The 19,311-nt window shown below is 64.7% G+C and carries 16 protein-coding genes; 6 read left to right on the forward strand and 10 right to left on the reverse strand.

Annotated features, from left to right (window positions below; all coding sequences use genetic code 11):
- The 6 genes from ACYUME_RS22690 to radA form a co-directional block, all read right to left on the reverse strand.
- Positions 1–1,752, reverse strand: a complete 1,752-nt coding sequence (locus ACYUME_RS22690; RefSeq protein ID WP_460416994.1) for a type I secretion system permease/ATPase — start codon at positions 1,750–1,752, stop codon at positions 1–3.
- A 161-nt stretch (positions 1,753–1,913) separates the two neighbouring features.
- On the reverse strand, positions 1,914–2,525 hold the full coding sequence (locus tag ACYUME_RS22695; RefSeq protein ID WP_279887354.1) for a heme acquisition protein HasA: 612 nt from the start codon (positions 2,523–2,525) through the stop codon (positions 1,914–1,916).
- A gap of 82 nt (positions 2,526–2,607) precedes the next feature.
- Positions 2,608–5,274, reverse strand: coding sequence for a TonB-dependent receptor (locus tag ACYUME_RS22700; RefSeq protein ID WP_279887369.1), 2,667 nt, complete (start codon positions 5,272–5,274; stop codon positions 2,608–2,610).
- A 205-nt stretch (positions 5,275–5,479) separates the two neighbouring features.
- Positions 5,480–6,466 carry a FecR family protein gene (locus ACYUME_RS22705; RefSeq protein WP_460416996.1) on the reverse strand — a complete coding sequence of 329 codons (987 nt, stop codon included), beginning with the start codon at positions 6,464–6,466 and terminating at the stop codon, positions 5,480–5,482.
- Positions 6,467–6,534: 68 nt separating this feature from the next.
- On the reverse strand, positions 6,535–7,038 hold the full coding sequence (locus ACYUME_RS22710; protein WP_279887350.1) for an RNA polymerase sigma factor: 504 nt from the start codon (positions 7,036–7,038) through the stop codon (positions 6,535–6,537).
- Positions 7,039–7,110: 72 nt separating this feature from the next.
- Entirely contained in the window at positions 7,111–8,478 is a 1,368-nt protein-coding gene (radA, locus tag ACYUME_RS22715; RefSeq protein WP_279887348.1) for a DNA repair protein RadA, read from the reverse strand.
- Positions 8,479–8,656: 178 nt separating this feature from the next.
- On the opposite strand from radA, the gene mscL reads away from it, so the two are divergent.
- The gene (gene mscL, locus ACYUME_RS22720) at positions 8,657–9,067 is read left to right on the forward strand and encodes a large-conductance mechanosensitive channel protein MscL (protein ID WP_279887346.1); all 411 of its coding nucleotides are present in this window, start codon (positions 8,657–8,659) and stop codon (positions 9,065–9,067) included.
- Positions 9,068–9,167: 100 nt separating this feature from the next.
- On the opposite strand, the gene ACYUME_RS22725 is transcribed toward mscL, so the two are convergent.
- Positions 9,168–9,944 (reverse strand): ferredoxin--NADP reductase, encoded by a 777-nt coding sequence (locus ACYUME_RS22725; RefSeq protein WP_460416998.1) that lies wholly within the window; start codon positions 9,942–9,944, stop codon positions 9,168–9,170.
- A gap of 215 nt (positions 9,945–10,159) precedes the next feature.
- On the opposite strand from ACYUME_RS22725, the gene ACYUME_RS22730 reads away from it, so the two are divergent.
- Complete coding sequence (locus ACYUME_RS22730) at positions 10,160–10,864, forward strand: autoinducer binding domain-containing protein (protein ID WP_460417000.1); 705 nt, start codon at positions 10,160–10,162, stop codon at positions 10,862–10,864.
- Positions 10,865–10,942: 78 nt separating this feature from the next.
- The gene (locus tag ACYUME_RS22735; RefSeq protein ID WP_460417001.1) at positions 10,943–12,067 is read left to right on the forward strand and encodes a methyltransferase; all 1,125 of its coding nucleotides are present in this window, start codon (positions 10,943–10,945) and stop codon (positions 12,065–12,067) included.
- Between the two features lie 89 nt (positions 12,068–12,156).
- Here the strand turns inward: ACYUME_RS22735 and ACYUME_RS22740 are convergent, their stop codons facing one another.
- Genes ACYUME_RS22740 through ACYUME_RS22750 form a run of 3 tightly spaced genes read right to left on the reverse strand, consistent with a single transcriptional unit; the run spans position 12,157 to position 14,758 of the window.
- On the reverse strand, positions 12,157–12,297 hold the full coding sequence (locus tag ACYUME_RS22740) for a DUF2474 domain-containing protein (RefSeq protein ID WP_279887338.1): 141 nt from the start codon (positions 12,295–12,297) through the stop codon (positions 12,157–12,159).
- Positions 12,298–12,309: 12 nt separating this feature from the next.
- Positions 12,310–13,317: a cytochrome d ubiquinol oxidase subunit II gene (gene cydB, locus ACYUME_RS22745; RefSeq protein ID WP_279887336.1), complete on the reverse strand. Its 1,008-nt coding sequence runs from the start codon at positions 13,315–13,317 to the stop codon at positions 12,310–12,312.
- Between the two features lies 1 nt (position 13,318).
- Entirely contained in the window at positions 13,319–14,758 is a 1,440-nt protein-coding gene (locus tag ACYUME_RS22750) for a cytochrome ubiquinol oxidase subunit I (RefSeq protein WP_460417003.1), read from the reverse strand.
- A 343-nt stretch (positions 14,759–15,101) separates the two neighbouring features.
- Between ACYUME_RS22750 and ACYUME_RS22755 the strand changes: the two genes are divergently transcribed.
- The 3 genes from ACYUME_RS22755 (at position 15,102) to trmA (ending at position 19,297) form a co-directional block, all read left to right on the forward strand.
- Positions 15,102–16,322, forward strand: a complete 1,221-nt coding sequence (locus ACYUME_RS22755) for an MFS transporter (protein WP_279887333.1) — start codon at positions 15,102–15,104, stop codon at positions 16,320–16,322.
- Between the two features lie 597 nt (positions 16,323–16,919).
- The gene (locus ACYUME_RS22760; RefSeq protein ID WP_279887633.1) at positions 16,920–18,215 is read left to right on the forward strand and encodes an NCS2 family permease; all 1,296 of its coding nucleotides are present in this window, start codon (positions 16,920–16,922) and stop codon (positions 18,213–18,215) included.
- Positions 18,212–19,297 (forward strand): tRNA (uridine(54)-C5)-methyltransferase TrmA, encoded by a 1,086-nt coding sequence (trmA, locus tag ACYUME_RS22765; protein WP_460417005.1) that lies wholly within the window; start codon positions 18,212–18,214, stop codon positions 19,295–19,297. Before ACYUME_RS22760 ends, trmA begins: the two co-directional genes overlap by 4 nt.
- The last annotated feature ends 14 nt before the right edge of the window (positions 19,298–19,311 follow it).

Genomic DNA, 19,311 nt, shown 5'->3' on the forward strand with positions numbered 1-19,311 from the left:
TCAGGATCTCTGACTGCCTTGATTGAAGCTGTAAGTGACACCGCCGCGTGCGGCGGGCGATGCCGTTGCTGGGCGGGTCGTGCCCTGCAGCACCCGCGCGGTCGGCCCGAAGTTCTGCATCTGGCCGCCTTGCAGCACCAGCAGCTTGTCCAGACCTGCCAGCAGACTGGACTTGTGACTGATCATCACCACCGTGCGCGCTTGCGCCTTCAGTTCGCCGAGGGCGGCCAACAAGGCCCGTTCACCGGCCTCGTCGAGGTTCGAATTGGGCTCATCGAGCACCACCAGCGCAGGCAGTCCGTACAGCGCCCGCGCCAGCCCGATGCGCTGGCGCTGCCCGCCCGAAAGGCCGGCGCCGCCCTCGCCCAGCAGCGTGTCGTAGCCCTGCGGCAGCTTGAGGATCAGCTCGTGCACGCCGGCCAGCTGCGCCGCCGCCACTACCTGGTCGGCGTCCACCGGACCAAGGCGGGCGATGTTCTCGGCGATACTGCCGGCGAACAGCTGAACATCCTGGGGCAGGTAACCGATGTGCCGGCCCAGTCGCTCGCGGTCCCATTGCCCCAGCGCCGCGCCATCCAGGCAGACCTTGCCCGTCGCCGGGCTGGCCGCGCCTACCAGCAGCCGCGCCAGGGTGGTCTTGCCGGAACCGGACGCGCCGATCAGCCCCAGCGACTCGCCGGCGGCCAGCTCGAAACCAATACCGGACAGGCACGGGCGTTGTCCGCCCGGCACCAGCGCCACCAGTTGCTCGACCCGCACATGTCCGTTTGGCGTTGGCAGCGGCATGCCGCGCGTCTGCGGTGGGTACGTGCGCAACAAAGCGTCGAGGCGCTCGTATGACTGGCGCGCGCTGCCCCACTGGCGCCACACGGCGATCAGTTGGTCGATCGGCGACAATACCCGGGCCATGAGAATCGATCCGGCGATCATCATGCCCGGCGTGATCAGGTGCTCCAGCGCCAGCCAGGCACCCAACCCCAGCACCAGCGACTGCAGGGCCAGGCGCACCACCTTGGACAACGCGGTGACCGCCGCGGTGCGCTCGCTGCCCAGGTTCTGCAGACTCAGAAAGCCATGCTGCAACAGACTCCAGCGCTGACGCACGGCATCGAGCATGCCCATGGCGGCGATGGCCTCGGCGTTGCGCAGGTTGCCTGCGGCCTGCTGCCCGGCCTGGTGCGACAAACGTCCGGCCTCGGCGAATGGCGCCTGGGTCAGCCGCTCGTTGAGCCAGGCCAGTGCCGCCAGCAACAGCGCGCCGACCAGGGCCAGCAGGCCTAGCCATGGGCTGAACAGGAAGATCACCAGCAGGTAGAACGGGAACCAGGGGGCATCGAAGAAAGCGAACAGCGCCTGGCCGGTGGCGAACTGGCGCAGCCCGGTCAGGTCGCTCAGGGCCTGCTGGGCGCCGTCGCGGTGCCCGGCCAGGCTGGCCTGGCTGGCGGCGTCGAACACCCGGGGCGCCAGGCTGAGGTCCAGCCGCGTGCCCAAGCGAATGACCACCTGGCTGCGCAACCACTCCAGCGCACCCATGAAGGCGAACAGGCCCAGCACCATGAGGCTGAGCATCAGCAGGGTCATCTCGTTGCCCGACGACAGCACCCGGTCGTATACCTGCAGCATGTACAGCGCCGGCGCCAGCATCAGCAGGTTGATCACGGCGCTGAACAAGGCGACGTTGCCCAGGCCGGCGCGGCAACCCGACAGCGCCTGCCACAGTTCACCAGGGGCCATGTTGCGGTTGGTCTTCATTGATGATCCCGGAGAGTGGACGGCGGCCCCATTGACCGGCGGGCCGCCGCCTCGCAGAATTCGGTGTCGCCACTCCCGAGCCCGGCCAGGACAGCGGATGTGGCGACGAGTGGACAGCGATTGGAGGAGTGATCTTCCAATCGCTTTTTTGTCCCCGGCTGTCAGGCGGCCAGTGCCAGGTCTTCCGGCAGGGCCTGCACGCCCACGGCTTCGGCGGCATTGACCGGGCCTGCGGCCAGGTGCGCGGCGACGCTTTCGAAGGTGTCGTTGGTCGAGGTGCCATAGGCCGCCAGCAGGGTGTCCAGGGCGCTTTCCAGGGCGCTGGTGTTGCCCTGCATCAGGCCGTAGATCACGCTCTGCACTTCGTTGCCGGCACGGCCGGCGCCCAGTGCGGCATCCAGGTCCAGGCCGTTGAAGCTGACCACGTAGTTGCTCAGGCTGAAGTCGCTGCCGCTGCCGCCACCGAGCACTTCGCCCAGGGAGACGTTGTCCAGCGAGCCCCACAGGTAGTGGTTGAGGTTGTCACCCGGGGCCTTGGACGGATCGAACACGTAGTGCAGGCCGTTGGCGGTGTTGCTGTCGGCGATGAACGCGTAGTCCGAGCCATTGGCGCCATGGGTGGCGTACTGGTCGCCATTGAAGGTGCCGTTGCTGAAGCCGCCGGTGTTGCTGTAGCCATGGCCGGCGGTGACGAAGCCGGCGGTCCAGAAGGCCAGGTAGTCGTCGATGGTGGATCCGGCGAAGGCGGCGTCGTAGGTTACGGAAAGAGTCATTGACGGTTCCTCGATGTTGCACAGTTGAGACGAAGGCGCGATGACGGCCTTCGTGTCGCCCGAAATGGGCAAACCCGGTGTTTCAGAAGCGGTACTCGAGCATCCCGGAGAGGGTCCGACCACGGGCCAGCGACAGGTTGTTGCCATCGCCCATGGCGACGAAGTAGGCCTCGTCGGTGGCGTTCTCCAGCGACAGCGCGACGTTGAGCTGCGGGGTCATCCAGTAGCTGGCGTAGAGGTCGTAGACCAGGTACTTGGGCCATAGCGCCTGGTCGATCTGGCTGTAGGTGTGGGTGTTGAGATTCTCGCCATTGCCCTCGCTGTAGCGGGCGCGCATGCCCACGTCGAGGGTGCGCTCGAGAAAGCGCATGCCCAGGGTCAAGGCGCCACGGTCGGCCGGCATGTAGGCGGCGTTGCCCATGATCTCGCCGCAGCTGGTGACGGCGTTCTGGTCGTCCGCCCACTCGGCGCGGGACACCCGCACCGGCAGCATGATGATCCGGCTGCCCACTTGCACCGGACGCCTCACCGTGCCGGCATTGACCAGGCGCTGGGCGCCGCCGAGGTAGTACTGCTTGGAGCAGAAGTCATTGCTGCCGATCATGTGGGTGTAGCTGAGCTGGCCGTAGTAGGCACCGGCGTCATAGTCCAGGCTGTACTCGACGCCACGAAAGCGCGTGGTCCTGAGGTTGTTCTCGTACACCGAGCGGCCCAGCGAGATACCGCTGATGCTCGACCCAGGCAGGGTGGCGTTGATATCGAGGAACGAGAAGTTGTCGATACGCGTGTCGAAATAAGCGACCTTGGCGGCGAAGCGGTCGCCGTCGCGAAACAGCGATTCGCGGAAGATGTTCACCCCCAGCTCCCAGTTGTGCGACTCCTCGGCCTTGAGGAAGGGGTTGGGATAGACCATCTCCGAACCACCGCCATGGGGGCGGCCGGTCATGAACGCCTCGGTGACCTGCGGCGGGCGCCAGCCACGGCCCCAGCGGGTATACACCTGCAGCCAATCAGGGCCGGGCTTGACGGCGATGCCGAAGGTCGGCGAGAAGCGCCCTTGCTCGCGATCCACATCGAACAGCATGTGGGTTTCCTGGCGGCGCAGGTTGGGCTCGGTAACGCCCATCGGGTACATCCAGGTGGTCACCCCGGTCTCGCCGGTCAGGCGAAAACGGTCGTAGCGCAGGCCGGCATCGATCGTCAGCCAGTCGCCATGGTCGTAGCGCAGGTTGCCGAACAGGCTGGCCATGATCCGCTTGCCCTTGGGCGTCAGCCCTTCGACATAGGGCAGCGCGTCGATCTCGTTGGGCGCGGCGACGCGGTTGGTGCTGGGGCGGAAGGTGTCCTGGAACGCTTCGCTGCCGTAGTTGAAGGCCAGCGCGCCAGCGCTGCCCACCTGCCAGCGCGAGGTGTTTTCCAGCTGCAGGCCCCAGGTGTCGGTCTGGTAGCGATCGGTGTAGGCCTGCACATGGTTGCCTGTTGCCAGCGATGACATGTTGTCAGCGTTCCAGCGGTCCTGGCGGGTGGTGACGTAGTACAGCTTGGCCTTGAAATCGATGAGGTCGTTGTCAGGCTTGTAGCTGTAGTCCAGCGCAGCGTTCTTGGCATTGATGTCGTTGGTGCTGGTGACCCGGTAGTAGTAGCGATTGGTCACCGAGTCACTGTAGGTCCAGGCGTCTTTGCTGTCGGTATCGGTTTCGAAGTAGCTGAACTGCAGACGCTGATCGTCGGCGAAGTTCAGGCCCAGCTTGAACAGCTGCGAGCGCGTCACGCTGTCCATGGCGCCGACCTCGCCGTTGAGCCAGCCTTTCCAGGCCTCGCGGTTGTCCAGCTTGCCGCGGATCTGGGTGCCCAGGTTGTCGGCGTTCTGCGTGCCGCTGCGATAGTCGCCGTAGTGCCGTTCGCTGTGGCCGACCAGGATGTCGCCGATCTCGTTGCCGGCGGCGAACAGGGCGCTGCCGTTGAAGTAGGTGCCGTTGCCCAGCTCGCCGATGCCGTGCCCGGCACGCAGCCGGCCGCCAACTTCCTTGCCCGGGCCAAGCAGGTCGCTGGCCTGGATGGTGTTGAAGCTGGCGATGCCACCGATCACCCCGGCGCCGCCCATGCCGGCCGAGGTGCCCTTGTCGATCTCGATGCCCTGGACGAACTCGGGGTCGATGAACATCACGCCGTTGCGCTGCTGGTGGCCGTTGACGTTGAAGTTCTGGCGCATGCCATCGATGTTCATGTTGACCCGGCCATAGTCCTGCACGCCGCGAATGTTCACCGACAGGCCGGGGTCGCGCTGGTTGACGGCGGTGTACACACCCGCGGTCTGTTCGAGCATGTCGGCGGCATGCCGTGGCGGGCGCTGGTCGATCTGCTCACGGGTGATCACGCTGACCGATCGCGGGGTCTGGTACACCCAGTCGCCATCGCGCTGCGAATCGACATGGGTCGCGCCCAGCTCCAGGGCCTCATCGTCCTGGACAACACGCTCCAGGCCGACCTGTCCGGCGGCGCTGAAGTGGTAGCGTACCGGCGTGCCGCGCAGCAGCTGGCGCAACCCTTCTTCGGCCAAGTAGCTGCCGTGCAGCCCTTCGCTGCGCAGGCCGGCCAGCTTGCGGCTGTCGAAGAACACCTGCACGCCGGACTGCTCGGCGTAGGCCAGTACCGCGCTGTCGAGCGACTGGGCCGGGATGTCGAAGCGAACCAGGTTGCGACTGGCGGTGCTTGGCGAATCGGTGGCGTGTGCCATGCCGATCCCCATCGGCAATGCACAGCTGCCCAGGGCCAGGCTGCCGGCCAGGGCGAAGCGACCCAGAGGGCGCAAGGGTTGTTGTCGTGGCGTGCTCACTGCGATTGCTCGTCCGTTGTTGGCGTTTTCTAGTAATGAAAATCAATCTCAACAATCAGACGAGCAACGCGGAAAAAGTCAGTAAATAAAATCGAAAGTTTTTTGCCGAAGCGGCATGTCAGTAGAGCACGGCCAGGCCCGGAAGCTCGACCAGGCGGGCCTTGAGCTCGTCACCGAGCACGGCCGGCGCGCGGCTCAACTGGTCCAGGCGGAAGACCCCGCTGACCTCGCGCCGGCCCAGTGCATCGTTGGCGACCACCAGCTGACCCGCGCGGTAGCGATTGAGCCGGGCGACCACATCGGCGAGCGGCTGGCGTTCGAACACCAGCACGCCACGCTGCCAGTCGGTGGCCCGCCGCAGATCGTGATCAGGCCATGGTCGTACCCCCAGGCGCTGGTCATAGCGCAGGCTGTCGCCCTGCTCCAGCACCTGGCTGGCCTGCCCTTGCTGCGGCGGCGCCTGCAGCTCGACGGCGACGCTGTGCTCGAGCATGCCGACCCAGCCCCCGTCGCCCGCCGCGCCCACCACGAAGCGCGTCCCCAGGGCACGGCTGGTGGCTCCGGCGTACTCGACCACGAATGGACGTGCTTCCTGAACGGTGACCGGTGCGGCGCTGAACACGGCCTCGCCCGAGAGCAGACGCACGCGGCGCTCGTGGCCATCGAAGGCAAGCGCGATGGCGCTGCGGCTGTCCAGCTCGACCTGGCTGCCATCCGGCAATGTCACCTGGCGTACTTCCCCGGTGCCAGTGAGATAGTCCGCGCGCCAGCCCAGCCAGGCTTGCGGCCCTTGTTGCACGGCCAGCACCGCCAGCAACAGCACCGCCGCGCTGGCGAAGATTCGCCGCAGCCGCGGGCGGCGCCGCGGCGATGTGCCGTGCCGGGGGACCACTGCACGAGGCGATGGGGCTGCGGGCAGGTTCGCCAATTGCCCGAGGTCGGCCCAGGTGGCCTGGGCAAAGTCATAGGCCCGGGCGTGCCGAGGGTCGCTGGCGCACCACTGCTCCAAGGCTTGCTGCTGCGTCGGGCTCAGGGGACCGGCCTGCCGCAGCACCACCCACTCGGCGGCCTGCTCGCGGATGGCTTGCTCGTTCTGGCTGCTCACACGGTTCTCTCGCGATCTGGTTATGTCTGGGCTGACGTCTGAAGCGGCATTTGTCAGTAAACCGTTGGTCATTCGGTTTCCTGCAGGCACTGCATCACATAGGCCAGGGCCTTGGCCAGATGCTTCTGCACGGAGCTGTCGGAAATGCCCAGGTGACGCGCGACCTCGGCATGGGTCATGCCTTCCAGGCGGTTGAGCCTAAACACTTCGCGAGTGCGCTCGGGCAGCTCGCCGAGAATCGCCTGTAGCCGGCGCAGGTGCTGTTCGCGGGCAGCCTGTTCATCGAGCCCTGGGCGTTCTTCGACGATGGTTTCGAGCGCTTCATGGGGGACCAGGTCGGTCTTGCGTCGCTGCTGCTGGCGCACATGGTCGACCATCAGATTGTGCGCGGTGCGATAGAGGTAGGCCTGGGCGTTCTCGATTGGCGCCTGACGCTGCTGCTCGGCCAGGCGCAGGAAACTGTCCTGCACCAGGTCGGCGGCCAGCTGAGGGTCGCGCACCTTGCGCGAGAGCAGGCCCTGAAGGTTTTTCGCGTGCTTTACGAACAGCCGCTTGAGGTCGAACTCCGCCACACGCACTCCATGGGGTGGTCGCAAGGTGGCGGTATGCTACTGGCTATTGAGAATCAGTTGCAAGAAATAGGCTTATTCGAACAACGCATCCAGTGCCTGCTCCAGACGGGTCACCGCGATCACTTGCAAACCGGCGGGCGCTTCCTTCGGCGCGTTGCCCTTGGGCACGATCGCACGCTTGAAACCATGCTTGGCCGCTTCCTTGAGTCGCTCCTGGCCACTGGGCACCGGGCGTACCTCGCCCGACAGACCGATTTCGCCGAACACCAGCAGGCCATGGGCCAACGGGCGGTTGCGCAGGCTCGACATCACCGCTGCGAGCAGGGCCAGGTCGGAGGCGGTCTCCAGCACCTTCACGCCGCCGACCACGTTGAGAAACACGTCCTGGTCATGGGTGGGGATGCCGCCGTGCCGGTGCAGGACCGCCAGCAGCATGGCCAGGCGATTCTGGTCCAGGCCCAGAGTGACGCGCCGCGGGTTGGCCAGATGGCTGTCGTCGACCAGCGCCTGGACCTCCACCAGCATCGGCCGGGTGCCCTCCCAGGTGGCCATGACCACGCTGCCGGGCACTTCCTCCTGGGCGCGATTGAGGAAGATCGCCGAGGGATTGGAGACTTCCTTCAGGCCACGGTCGGTCATGCCGAACACGCCCAGCTCGTTGACCGCGCCAAAGCGATTCTTTACCGCCCGCAGCAGGCGCAGGCGGCCATCGGACTCGCCCTCGAAATACAGCACCGTGTCGACCATGTGCTCGAGCACCCGGGGACCGGCCAGCGAACCTTCCTTGGTGACATGGCCGACCAGGAAGATCGCCGTGCCGCTCTGCTTGGCATAGCGCACCAGCAGCGCCGTGCTCTCGCGCACCTGGGCGACGCCGCCCGGGGCCGACTGCAGCTGCTCGGTGAAGATGGTCTGGATCGAGTCGATGACCATTACCCGTGGCTTTTCCTGGCGCGCGGTGGCGATGATGGTCTCGATGCAGGTTTCGGTCATGACCTTGAGCTGGTCCTGGGGCAGGCCGAGGCGCCGAGAGCGCATGGCCACTTGCTGCTGCGACTCTTCGCCGGTGACGTAGAGCGCCGGCATGGCGGTGGCGATGTTGCACAGCGTCTGCAGCAGGATGGTGGACTTGCCAATCCCGGGATCACCGCCGATCAGTACCACCGAGCCATCCACCAGGCCGCCCCCGAGCACGCGGTCGAGCTCGGTGCTGCTGGTGGTGAAGCGCGGGATCTCCTCGACGCTCACCTCGGCCAGGGTCTTGATCTGCGCCTGCTGCCCGGTCCAGCCGGCACGCCCGCTCGGCGCCGCGGCACCGCCGCTTTCGATCATGGTCTCGACCAGGGTGTTCCAGGCTCCGCAATCGCCACACTGGCCGGCCCATTTGGGGAAGGTCGCGCCGCACTCGGTGCAGCCATACAAGCGCTTGGCCTTGGCCATGGGCTGGGTCTCCTGGCAAAAACCGCCATGATAGCCGAACGTGGACGTGTCCCGCAGAGCTCGGGGAGCGACAAAACTATTCGCTCTAAACGGAGTCTTTAGCTGCGAACGTCACGCATGAAGCGTTTTAGTGGCTTACACTCCGACTACCTCTCCATTCGTAACAAAGGAATACAGCATGGGCATGCTCAGTGAATTCAAGGCCTTCGCGGTCAAGGGAAATGTCGTCGACATGGCGGTGGGTATCATCATCGGCGCGGCGTTCGGCAAGATCGTTTCGTCCTTTGTCGGCGACGTGATCATGCCCCCCATCGGCCTGCTGATCGGTGGCGTGGACTTCAGCGACCTGGCCATCACGCTGAAGGCCGCCGAAGGCGATGTGCCGGCAGTGGTGATGGCTTATGGCAAGTTCATCCAGACCATCCTCGACTTCGTCATCGTCGCCTTCGCCATCTTCATGGGCGTGAAAGCGATCAACCGCCTGAAGCGTGAAGAAGCCGTGGCACCGAGCGCTCCGCCGGTCCCCACCCCCGAGGAAACCCTGCTGACCGAGATCCGCGACCTGCTCAAGGCGCAGAATCAGAAGTAAAGCTGCAAGCTGCAAGCTGCAAGCTGCAAGCTGCAAGCTGCAAGCTGCAAGTAGAGCACGCTACCTCTGGCCTGCTTCTGCTTCAACTTGAAGCTTGCAGCTACCAGTAGTTCTCCACAGCCACCTGTCCCGGCCGCTTGCTCAGGCTCAGTTGCAGGTCGCGTGCCTTCAGCACCTTGCGCGTCTCGTCGATCATTTCCGGATTACCGCACAACATGATCCGCGAGTGCTCCGGCGACAGCTCGAGCCCCGCCGCCTTTTCCAATTCGCCATTTTCTATGAGCGTGGTGATCCGCGCGTTCAGCGCGCCTGGATGCGCCTCCCGGGTAACCACCGGAATGAACTGCAGTTTGCCGGCGAATTCGGCCAGGTACTCACGCTGCTCGAGCCCGGCGATCTCATCCACGTAAGCCAGTTCCTTCGCCTCTCGCACCGAGTACACCAGCTTGATGTTGTCGAAACGCTCCCAGGCCTCGAAGTCCTGCAGGATCGACATGAATGGTGCGATGCCGGTACCGGTGGCCAACAGCCACAAGTCACGTCCACCGACGAAACGATCGAGGGTGAGGTAACCGAAAGCCTGACGGTCGATCATCAGCGTATCGCCCTCGCCAAGACGGCTCAGCTCACTGGTGAATTCCCCCCCCGGCACGACGATAGAAAAGAAGTCGAGATGTTCGTCATGGGGGGCGCTGACCATGGAATAGGCACGCCAGACCACACTGCCATCCGCCTTGCTCACACCCAGTCGCGCGAACTGCCCGGCACGAAAACGGAACCCCGCGTCGCGGGTAACCCGCAGGGAGAACAGATTGGGCGTCAAAGGCTGGACGTCGAGCAGGGTCTGGCGGGTGAATTTGTCAGCGCTGGCGGTCATGACGAGCTCCATGGTTCGAATGCGCCAAGTGTCGCGCAAAGCGGCCAGGATAAAAACCGTCGGTTTGTAAGGCATCGTCCATGGCATGCAACAAATAGCCAAAAATTTGCGGCAGCTATAGCAAAAAAAACCAGCGCAGAATGAGGACATTTCCTACACTCCCCCCGGTACAGCACACGCATTGGATCCACGATAGCGTGAAGGGAGCGACATCGATGCCACAATGGAAACCTGAACAGCTCGAAAAAATGCTGGGACAGCAAGAGCCGAAGGATATGATCGCTAACGCCGTGGAACTGGTCCAGGCATTGGACATGGAGTTTCTCGGTCTGTCGCTACACCTGCACGTCGCTGCCCATAGCCCCCAGGTGGTGCTGTACAACAACTATCCGCGAGAATGGAACGAGCGCTATAAAGCGGACAACTTCATCACCATAGACCCAGTGGTATCGAAGTGCCACCAATCATTGTTGCCGGTGCTGTGGAGCGACGAACTATTCCATGAGGTACCGCACCTTCGCGAAGGGGCGCGTGCGCACGGCATCACCCATGGCTGGACCCAGTCAGTCCATGACGTTAGGCACAACGAGACCCAGCTCAGCGTGTCCAGGCCAAGAAACACCATTGCATATGATGAGCTGTACGAGAAAGCTGCCCAGGTGATGTGGCTGTGCAACGTCTTGCACGCCGCGTTGAGCGAGCATCATCTGAACCTGGTATGCCCTGCGCCACAACTGAGCACGCGCGAGCTGGAAGTGCTCAAATGGTCCGCCGCTGGCAAAACCGCGTCAGAAGTGGCGACCATCCTGACGTTGTCGACCAGCACCGTGAACTTCCATATACGCAGCTTGATTACCAAGACCAACGCCTCCAACAAGGCCGGAGCCATCGCCATTGCCGTCATGCGCGGCCTGCTCTGACCGCCTGCGCGCCCCTGTAACGCACAAAGCCCTGTAGAATCGCCCACTTCAAGCAGATTCGCAGCAGAGCCCCTTGTCATGCCCCTGTTCAACAGCCCCTTCGCCGAACTCGACCTGATCCGCCAGCCGGAACAGGCCAACGACCCGCTGCTGGCTTTCGATGCCGCCGACCAGTACTTGCTGGAGCATCTGGCAGCCCAGTCGCCGGCTGCGGGTCGCAGAGTACTGGTACTCAACGACAGCTTCGGGGCACTGGCCGCGAGCCTTGCCGGCCAGATGGAAGTGACCAGCAGTGGCGACTCGCACCTGGCGCGCATGGCGCTGGAGAAGAACCTGGCGCGCAATCACCGGCCTTTCGATGCGGTGCCCTTCGTGGCGGCCAGCGAAAACTGGCAAGGCCCGTTCGACCGTGTGCTGGTGCGCGTGCCCAAGACCCTGGCGTTGCTGGAGGAACAGCTGATCCGCCTGCAAGGCCAGCTGGCCCCCGGCGCCCAGGTGATCGCCGGCGCCATGATCAAGCACCTGCCGCGCGCCGCTGGCGAGCTGATGGAAAAGTACATCGGTCCGGTCCAGGCATCGCTGGCGCAAAAGAAGGCGCGCCTGCTCATCGCCACCGTGGCCGAGCGCCCGAGCGCACGCTCCCCCTACCCGACTCGCTACCACCTGGATACACCAGCCCTGACGCTGGTCAACCATGCCAACGTGTTCTGCCGCGAGGGCCTGGACATCGGCACCCGTGCCTTCCTGCCACACCTGCCGCGCGACCTGGGCCGCGCCCGGGTCGCGGACCTGGGCTGCGGCAATGGCGTGCTGGCCATCGCCAGCGCCCTGCTCAACCCGGATGCGCACTACACGCTGGTGGACGAGTCGTACATGGCGGTGCAGTCGGCACGGGAGAACTGGCAAGCGGCGCTGGGTGCTCGCGAGGTGGAAGTCCGTGCGGCGGATGGTCTCGCCGGCCAGGAGAAACAATCGCTGGACGTGGTGCTGTGCAACCCGCCGTTCCACCAGCAGCAGGTGGTGGGCGACTTCCTCGCCTGGCGCATGTTCCAGCAGGCCCGGGAGGCACTGGAGGTCGGTGGCGCGTTGTACATAGTCGGCAACCGGCACCTGGGCTACCACAGCAAGCTGGCGCGCTTGTTCCGGGGCGTGGAACAAGTGGCGGCGACACCGAAGTTCGTGGTGCTCAAGGCCAGAAAATAAAGCATCGCGGGGCAAGCCCGCTCCCACGTCATTGCCGGGCTGTCCAGCAATGACGTGGGAGCGGGCTTGCCCCGCGATGGATCAGCGACTCAGTGGGTGCTCAGGCCGGCCGCGCTCATGAACATGCGCATGCCGTAGGCCACCACACCCAGCGCCGCCACGCTCAGCACCCAGATCAGCACCAGCCAGCCCAGGCGCTGCCACAACGGTTTCTTCTCTTCGATAGTCATCGCCTGGCGCTCCTAGTGATAGCCGTCTTCATGGGTCACCTTGCCGCGGAACACGTAGTAGCTCCAGTAGGTATAGCCAAGGATGAACGGCAGGATGAACAGCGTGCCGACCAGCATGAAGCCCTGGCTCTGCGGCGGCGCGGCAGCATCCCAGATGCTGATCGACGGCGGAATGATGTTCGGCCACAGGCTGATGCCCAGGCCGCTGTAGCCAAGGAAGATCAGCACCAGGGTCAGCAGGAATGGCGTGTAGTGCGCATTGCGCGCCACCGCCCGCAGCAACCCGTAGAAGGTCACCAGCACCAGGATCGGCACTGGCATGAACCAGATCAGGTTGGGCATGCTGAACCAGCGTTCGGCGATCTGCGGGTAGGCGATCGGCGTCCACAGGCTGACGATGCCGATCACCGCCAACAGAACCAGCGCCAGCGGTCGGGCCACGTCATGCATCTTCTGCTGCAACGGCCCCTCGGTCTTCATGATCAGCCAGGTGCAGCCCAGCAAGGTGTAGGCGACGATCAGGCCCAGGCCGGAGAACACCGTGAACGGCGTCAGCCAGTCCAGGGTGCCGCCGACGAACTTGCGATCGACCACCTTGAAGCCTTCGATGAAGGCCCCCAGGGCCACGCCCTGGAAGAACGTCGCCACCAGCGAGCCCCAGATGAACGCCTTGTCCCAGATGTGGCGTCTGTGGGGCCTGGCCTTGAAGCGGAACTCGAAGGCCACGCCGCGGAAGATCAAGCCGACCAGCATCAGGATCAACGGCAGGTAAAGTGCCTCGAGCACCACCGAGTACGCCAGCGGGAAGGCGCCGAACAACGCCGCGCCCCCCAGCACCAGCCAGGTCTCGTTGCCGTCCCACACGGGAGCCACGGTGTTCATCATCACGTCACGGTCACGCTCGTCCTTGACGAAGGGGAAGAGCATGCCGATCCCCAGGTCGAAACCATCCATCACCACGTACATCATGACGCCGAAGATGATGATCACGGCCCAGATCAGCGGAAGATCGATACCCATCTCAGTTCCCCTTGCTCAGGCGGGTGGAGTCGGCCTCGTGGCCATCATCATCGGCGGCGGACAACGGCCGCGCCGGCGTACGTTTCTGGCCTGGACCTCCGGGGGTGTGTTCATCGCCCTCACCGGTCTTCGGCCCTTTGCGCACCAGACGCATCATGTAGCCGATGCCAGTGCCGAACAGCGCGAAGTAGACCACCACGAACATCACCAGGGTAAAGCCGAGCTGCGCGTAGCTATGGTTGGACACGCCATCGGCGGTGCGCATCAGCCCATAGACCACCCAGGGCTGGCGACCGATCTCGGTGGTGAACCAGCCGGCAAGAATGGCGATCAACCCCGACGGCCCCATCCACAAGGTCAGATAGAGGAACGGCCGCGAGCTGTACAGTGTGCCGCGCTTGCGCAGCCACAGGCTCCACAGGCCGACGAAGATCATCAGCATGCCCAGGCCGACCATGATCCGGAACGACCAGAACACGATGGTCGAGTTGGGTCGGTCCTCAGGCGGAAACTCCTTCATCGCCGGGACCTGCTTGTCCAGGCTGTGGGTGAGGATCAGGCTGCCGAGCGCCGGGATCTCGACCTTGAAGCGGGTGGTCTCGGCCTTCATGTCGGGGATGCCGAACAGGATCAGCGGAGTAGGCTCGCCGGGCTTGTTCTCCCAGTGCCCTTCGATGGCGGCGATCTTCACCGGCTGGTGCTTGAGGGTGTTGAGACCGTGGAAGTCACCGATCACCGCCTGTACCGGCGCGACGATCAGCGCCATCCACATGGCCATCGACAGCATCTTGCGCACCGCCGGGTTGTCACGCCCGCGCAGCAGGTGCCAGGCCGCCGAGGCGCCGACGAAGAACGCGGTGGCGACGAAGGCCGCGGTGGCCATGTGCATCAGGCGATAGGGGAATGACGGGTTGAAGATCACCGCCAGCCAGTCCACCGGGATCACCCGGCCATCGACGATCTCGTAGCCCTGGGGGGTCTGCATCCAGCTGTTGGAAGCGAGAATCCAGAACGTCGATACCAGGGTGCCAAGCGCCACCATGCAGGTGGCGAAAAAGTGCAGGCCACGCCCGACGCGATTCCAGCCAAACAGCATGACACCGAGGAAACCGGCCTCGAGGAAGAAGGCCGTGAGCACCTCGTAGGTCAGCAAGGGGCCGGTTATGGAACCGGCGAAGTCGGAGAACTGGCTCCAGTTGGTGCCGAACTGGTAGGCCATGACCAGGCCGGAGACCACGCCCATGCCGAAGTTGACGGCGAAGATCTTCGACCAGAAGTGATACAGGTCACGGTAGGTATTGTCATGGGTCTTCAGCCAAAGGCCTTCGAGGACCGCCAGGTAGCTCGCCAGGCCAATGGTGATGGCTGGGAACAGGATGTGAAAGGACACGGTAAAGGCAAACTGGATTCGGGCGAGCTCTAGGGCTTCCAATCCGAACATGGTGCTTCCTCTTCAGATAATCCGGCGGCCGGGCGCATGGCCCTGTCGCCCACTGCCCCCACGGGTATCGAGTGCGGCGCGTTGGAATTGTTCTGTTCGATCGCAGGGATTCCGGCCCGAGGGCCAAGATCGTTGCATCTGGAAGCATTGATCCAGGTCAACGACTGAATGGAAGCATAGTCCTGAATGACCCATCCGGATGTGTGGTTGATTGCCGCGTGACCTGTTGCCTCACCCTCTTTTTTTATGGGTTCGGGGTTGATCCGCACGGTTTTCAGCAACCATTTGTTACAAACAGATGTTACCCTGCTGCCCCCTCTATCTCCGAGGCCGCAGGCAACCGATGTCCGATTCTGCCCCGCAACTGTTGCGCCATCACCGCCCTTTCCTCGCCTTCTGGCTGGCCCGTGTGTTTACCGCCAGCGGCTTCCAGATGCTCACCGTGGCCATCGGTTGGCACCTCTATCAACTGACCGGCAATGTGCTCGATCTGGGTCTGGTCGGCCTGGTCGAGTTCGCCCCACGCGTGCTGTTCATGCTGCACACCGGGCATGTCGCCGATCGCTATGATCGGCGCAAGGTCGCGGCCCTGTGCCAGACCCTGCAGGCATTGATTGCCCTGGCACTCGCCCTGGGCAGCGTCACCGACAACGTCAGTCGCGAGATGATCTTCGTTCTGGCCTTCCTGCTCGGCGCCACCCGCTCGTTCGAGATGCCGGCGACCCAGGCGCTGCTGCCCAATGTCGTGCCACCAGGCCTGTTCCCGCGCGCGGTGGCGGCCTCGGCATCGGCCACCCAGTCAGCGACCATCGTCGCCCCGGCGGTGGGCGGCTTTCTCTATGCCTTCGGCAGCACCTGGGTGTACGGCCCGACCGTGGTCCTCTACCTCATCGCCTGCCTGCTGACCTTGAGCCTCGACGCCCGTCGCCAGCAACCGCAACCCGGCCGGGCCAACCTCGACTCGCTGCTGGCCGGGATCCGCTTCATCCGCAGCCGTCCGGACATCCTCGGCGCCATCTCCCTGGACCTGTTCGCCGTGTTGCTGGGCGGCGCCACCGCGCTGCTGCCGGTGTTCGCCAAGGACATCCTGCTCACTGGCGCCTGGGGCCTCGGCCTGCTGCGCTCGGCGCCGGCGGTGGGGGCGCTGCTGATGTCGCTGTGGCTGGCGCGCTTCCCGGTGGAGCGCAAGGTCGGGCTGATCATGTTCACCTCGGTCGGCGTGTTCGGCGTGGCGACCATCGCCTTCGGCCTGTCGACCTCGTTCTGGTTCTCGCTGGCGGTGCTGGTGGTGCTGGGCGCCGCGGACATGATCAGCATGGTCATCCGCGGCGCCTTCGTGCAGCTGGAGACACCGGATGAGATGCGTGGCCGGGTGAGCGCGGTGAACGGGCTGTTCATCGGTGCCTCGAACCAGCTCGGCGAGTTCGAATCAGGACTGACCGCGCACTGGTTTGGCACCGTGCCAGCAGTGGTGCTCGGTGGCGTGGGCACGCTGGTGGTGACCGGGGTATGGATGAAGCTGTTCCCGACGCTGACCCATCGCGACCGGATGCACAACGGCTGAAACCTTCTTGCGACTCTTCGCGGGTAAACCCGCTCCCACTGGGATCGCGCCGCTCTAGTGTCCTGTCTCGGAAATACGTTCTCTTTTGGCGAGTGGCTTGGGTGCTCGGCCAAGGCGCCGCGACGAGTCATAGCAGGGCTATGGCGAGGAGTGGCAACGCCGGCCGAGCGCCCAAGACGCCGCCAAAAGTGAACAGCTTATTTCCGAGACAGGACACTAGTGTGGTGTTTTGCAAATACGACCAATAACTCGCGAGCGATTTTTGCGCTCAGGCAAGGCGTCGCGACGAGTCGTAGCCCAGCTACGGCGAGGAGCGACAACGCCGCATGAGCGCAAAAAGCGCCGCGAGTTATGGTCGTTATTTGTGAAACACCACACTAGGGGCTTGTGGAATACCTGTGGGAGCGGGCTTGCCCGCGAAAGGGCCGGCACAGGCTAACGAAAACCGTCTCCCCAATGGCCATAGGCCCCCGCCATGCATGCTGGTATGATGCGCGGCTTTTTTCCGCCCCACACAAAACCACGGCACCCGGTACGGTCTGTGCTTTGCTGTTGGGGTCGATACATTCACGGCGCGAGGGCGCCCTGGGAGCAGGCATGCTGGAAAGGCTGTTTCAACTAAAAGCACACAACACCAACGTGCGCACCGAGATTCTCGCGGGCGTCACCACCTTCCTGGCCATGGCCTACATCCTGTTCGTCAACCCGAGCATCCTCGGCGAGACCGGCATGGACAAGGGTGCGCTGTTCGTCGCCACGTGCCTTGCCGCGGCCATCGGCTCGGTGACCATGGGCATCATCGCCAACTACCCGATCGCCCTGGCGCCGGGCATGGGCCTGAATGCCTTCTTCACCTACACCGTGGTCCTGCACATGGGCCACACCTGGCAGGTGGCCCTGGGCGCGGTGTTCCTTTCCGCCGTGCTGTTCTTCCTGCTGTCGATCTTCCGCATCCGCGAGTGGATCGTGAACAGCATCCCGCTGCCGCTGCGCTCGGCCATCGCCGCCGGCATCGGCCTGTTCCTGGCACTGATCGCCCTGCATAACGCCGGCATCGTCGTCGATAACCAGGCCACCCTGGTTGGCCTGGGCGACCTCGCGAAGCCAGCGCCGGTCCTCGCCACCCTGGGCTTCTTCCTGATCGTCGCGCTCGAAGCGATGAAAGTACGCGGCGCGGTGCTGATCGGCATCCTCGCCGTGACCGTGGCCTCGATCGCCATGGGCGTCACCCCGTTCGGCGGGGTGGTGTCGATGCCGCCGTCGCTGGCCCCGACCTTCCTGCAGCTGGACATCAAGGGCGCGCTGGACGTCGGCCTGATCAGCGTGATCTTCGCCTTCCTGTTCGTCGACCTGTTCGACAACTCCGGCACCCTGATCGGCGTGGCCAAGCGCGCCGGCCTGATGGGCAAGGACGGGCACATGCCGAAGATGGGCCGCGCCCTGATCGCCGACAGCACCGCCGCCATGGCCGGCTCCCTGCTCGGCACCTCGACCACCACCAGCTACATCGAGTCCGCCGCCGGCGTCAGCGCTGGCGGGCGCACCGGCCTCACCGCCATCGTGGTGGCGGTGCTGTTCCTGCTGGCCCTGTTCTTCGCCCCGCTGGCCGGCAGCGTGCCGGCCTTCGCCACCGCCCCGGCGCTGCTGTTCGTCGCCGTGCTGATGGCTTCGGGCCTGGCCGAGATCAACTGGGACGACGTCACCGAAGCCGCGCCGGTGGTGGTGACCGCCCTGGCAATGCCACTGACCTACTCGATCGCCAACGGCATCGCCTTCGGCTTCATCGCCTGGACCGCCATCAAGCTGATCTCCGGTCGTCGCCACGACCTGAACCCGGCGCTGGTGATCCTGTCCATCCTGTTCGTCATCAAACTGGGCTGGTTCCCCGCATGAGCGCCGTCTTCGACCCCACCCAGTACGATGCGCAACTGGCGGCCAAGGCCGCCCGCCTGCGCGAACTGCTGGCACCGTTCGACGCGCCGGAGCCGGCGGTGTTCGACTCGCCCCGCGAGCACTATCGCCTGCGCGCCGAATTCCGCCTGTGGCGCGAGGACGGCCAGCGCCACTATGCGATGTTCGCCCCGGGCGAGAAGCACAAGGCGATCCTGATCGACGATTTCCCCATCGCCAGCCAGCGCATCAATGAACTGATGCCGCGCCTGAAGGCCGCCTGGCAAGCCAGCGAAGCGTTGAACAACCGCCTGTTCCAGGTGGAGTTCCTGACCACCCTGGCCGGCGATGCCATGGTCACCCTGTGCTACCACCGTCCGCTGGACGAGGCCTGGGAAACGGCCGCGCAGCAGCTGGCCAGCGACCTCGGCGTCAGCGTGATCGGTCGCTCGAAAGGCAAGCGTGTGGTGATCGGCCGTGACTACGCGGTGGAAAAACTCGACATCGCCGGACGCACCTTCAGCTACCGCCAGCCCGAAGGCGCCTTCACCCAGCCCAACGGCGCGGTGAACCAGAAGATGCTCGGCTGGGCCTTCGAGGCCATGGGCGAGCGTGCGGACGACCTGCTGGAGCTGTACTGCGGCAACGGCAACTTCACCCTGCCGCTGGCCACCCGCGCGCGCCAGGCGCTGGCCACCGAAATCAGCAAGACCTCGGTCAACGCCGCGCTGCACAACCTCGACGAGAACGGCGTGGACAACGTGCGCCTGGTGCGTCTGTCGGCCGAGGAACTGACCCAGGCGCTGAACGAGGTCCGCCCGTTCCGCCGCCTGGAAGGCATCGACCTGAAAAGCTACGACTTCGGCACGGTGTTCGTCGACCCGCCACGCGCCGGCATGGACCCGGATACCTGCGAGCTGACTCGCCGCTTCGAGCGCATCCTGTACATCTCCTGCAACCCCGAGACCCTGGCGCAGAACATCGCCCAGCTGCACGATAGCCACCGTATCGAACGCTGCGCCCTGTTCGACCAGTTCCCCTACACCCACCACATGGAAAGCGGGGTACTGCTGGTGCGGCGCTGACTCGCACCAGGGCG

Source organism: Pseudomonas sp. microsymbiont 2 (genome assembly GCF_054788395.1).

Excerpts from the sequence above, each read along its gene's own strand:
- ACYUME_RS22735 (WP_460417001.1), top strand. The coding sequence starts at position 10,943 with ATGCCCCTGTTCAACAGCCCCTTCGCCGAACTCGACCTGATCCGCCAG.
- ACYUME_RS22750 (WP_460417003.1), bottom strand. The coding sequence starts at position 14,758 with ATGTTCGGATTGGAAGCCCTAGAGCTCGCCCGAATCCAGTTTGCCTTT.
- ACYUME_RS22740 (WP_279887338.1), bottom strand. The coding sequence starts at position 12,297 with ATGACTATCGAAGAGAAGAAACCGTTGTGGCAGCGCCTGGGCTGGCTG.
- ACYUME_RS22730 (WP_460417000.1), top strand. The coding sequence starts at position 10,160 with ATGCCACAATGGAAACCTGAACAGCTCGAAAAAATGCTGGGACAGCAA.
- cydB (WP_279887336.1), bottom strand. The coding sequence starts at position 13,317 with ATGGGTATCGATCTTCCGCTGATCTGGGCCGTGATCATCATCTTCGGC.
- ACYUME_RS22700 (WP_279887369.1), bottom strand. The coding sequence starts at position 5,274 with ATGGGGATCGGCATGGCACACGCCACCGATTCGCCAAGCACCGCCAGT.
- ACYUME_RS22725 (WP_460416998.1), bottom strand. The coding sequence starts at position 9,944 with ATGACCGCCAGCGCTGACAAATTCACCCGCCAGACCCTGCTCGACGTC.
- ACYUME_RS22690 (WP_460416994.1), bottom strand. The coding sequence starts at position 1,752 with ATGAAGACCAACCGCAACATGGCCCCTGGTGAACTGTGGCAGGCGCTG.
- ACYUME_RS22755 (WP_279887333.1), top strand. The coding sequence starts at position 15,102 with ATGTCCGATTCTGCCCCGCAACTGTTGCGCCATCACCGCCCTTTCCTC.
- radA (WP_279887348.1), bottom strand. The coding sequence starts at position 8,478 with ATGGCCAAGGCCAAGCGCTTGTATGGCTGCACCGAGTGCGGCGCGACC.
- ACYUME_RS22760 (WP_279887633.1), top strand. The coding sequence starts at position 16,920 with ATGCTGGAAAGGCTGTTTCAACTAAAAGCACACAACACCAACGTGCGC.
- mscL (WP_279887346.1), top strand. The coding sequence starts at position 8,657 with ATGGGCATGCTCAGTGAATTCAAGGCCTTCGCGGTCAAGGGAAATGTC.
- trmA (WP_460417005.1), top strand. The coding sequence starts at position 18,212 with ATGAGCGCCGTCTTCGACCCCACCCAGTACGATGCGCAACTGGCGGCC.
- ACYUME_RS22695 (WP_279887354.1), bottom strand. The coding sequence starts at position 2,525 with ATGACTCTTTCCGTAACCTACGACGCCGCCTTCGCCGGATCCACCATC.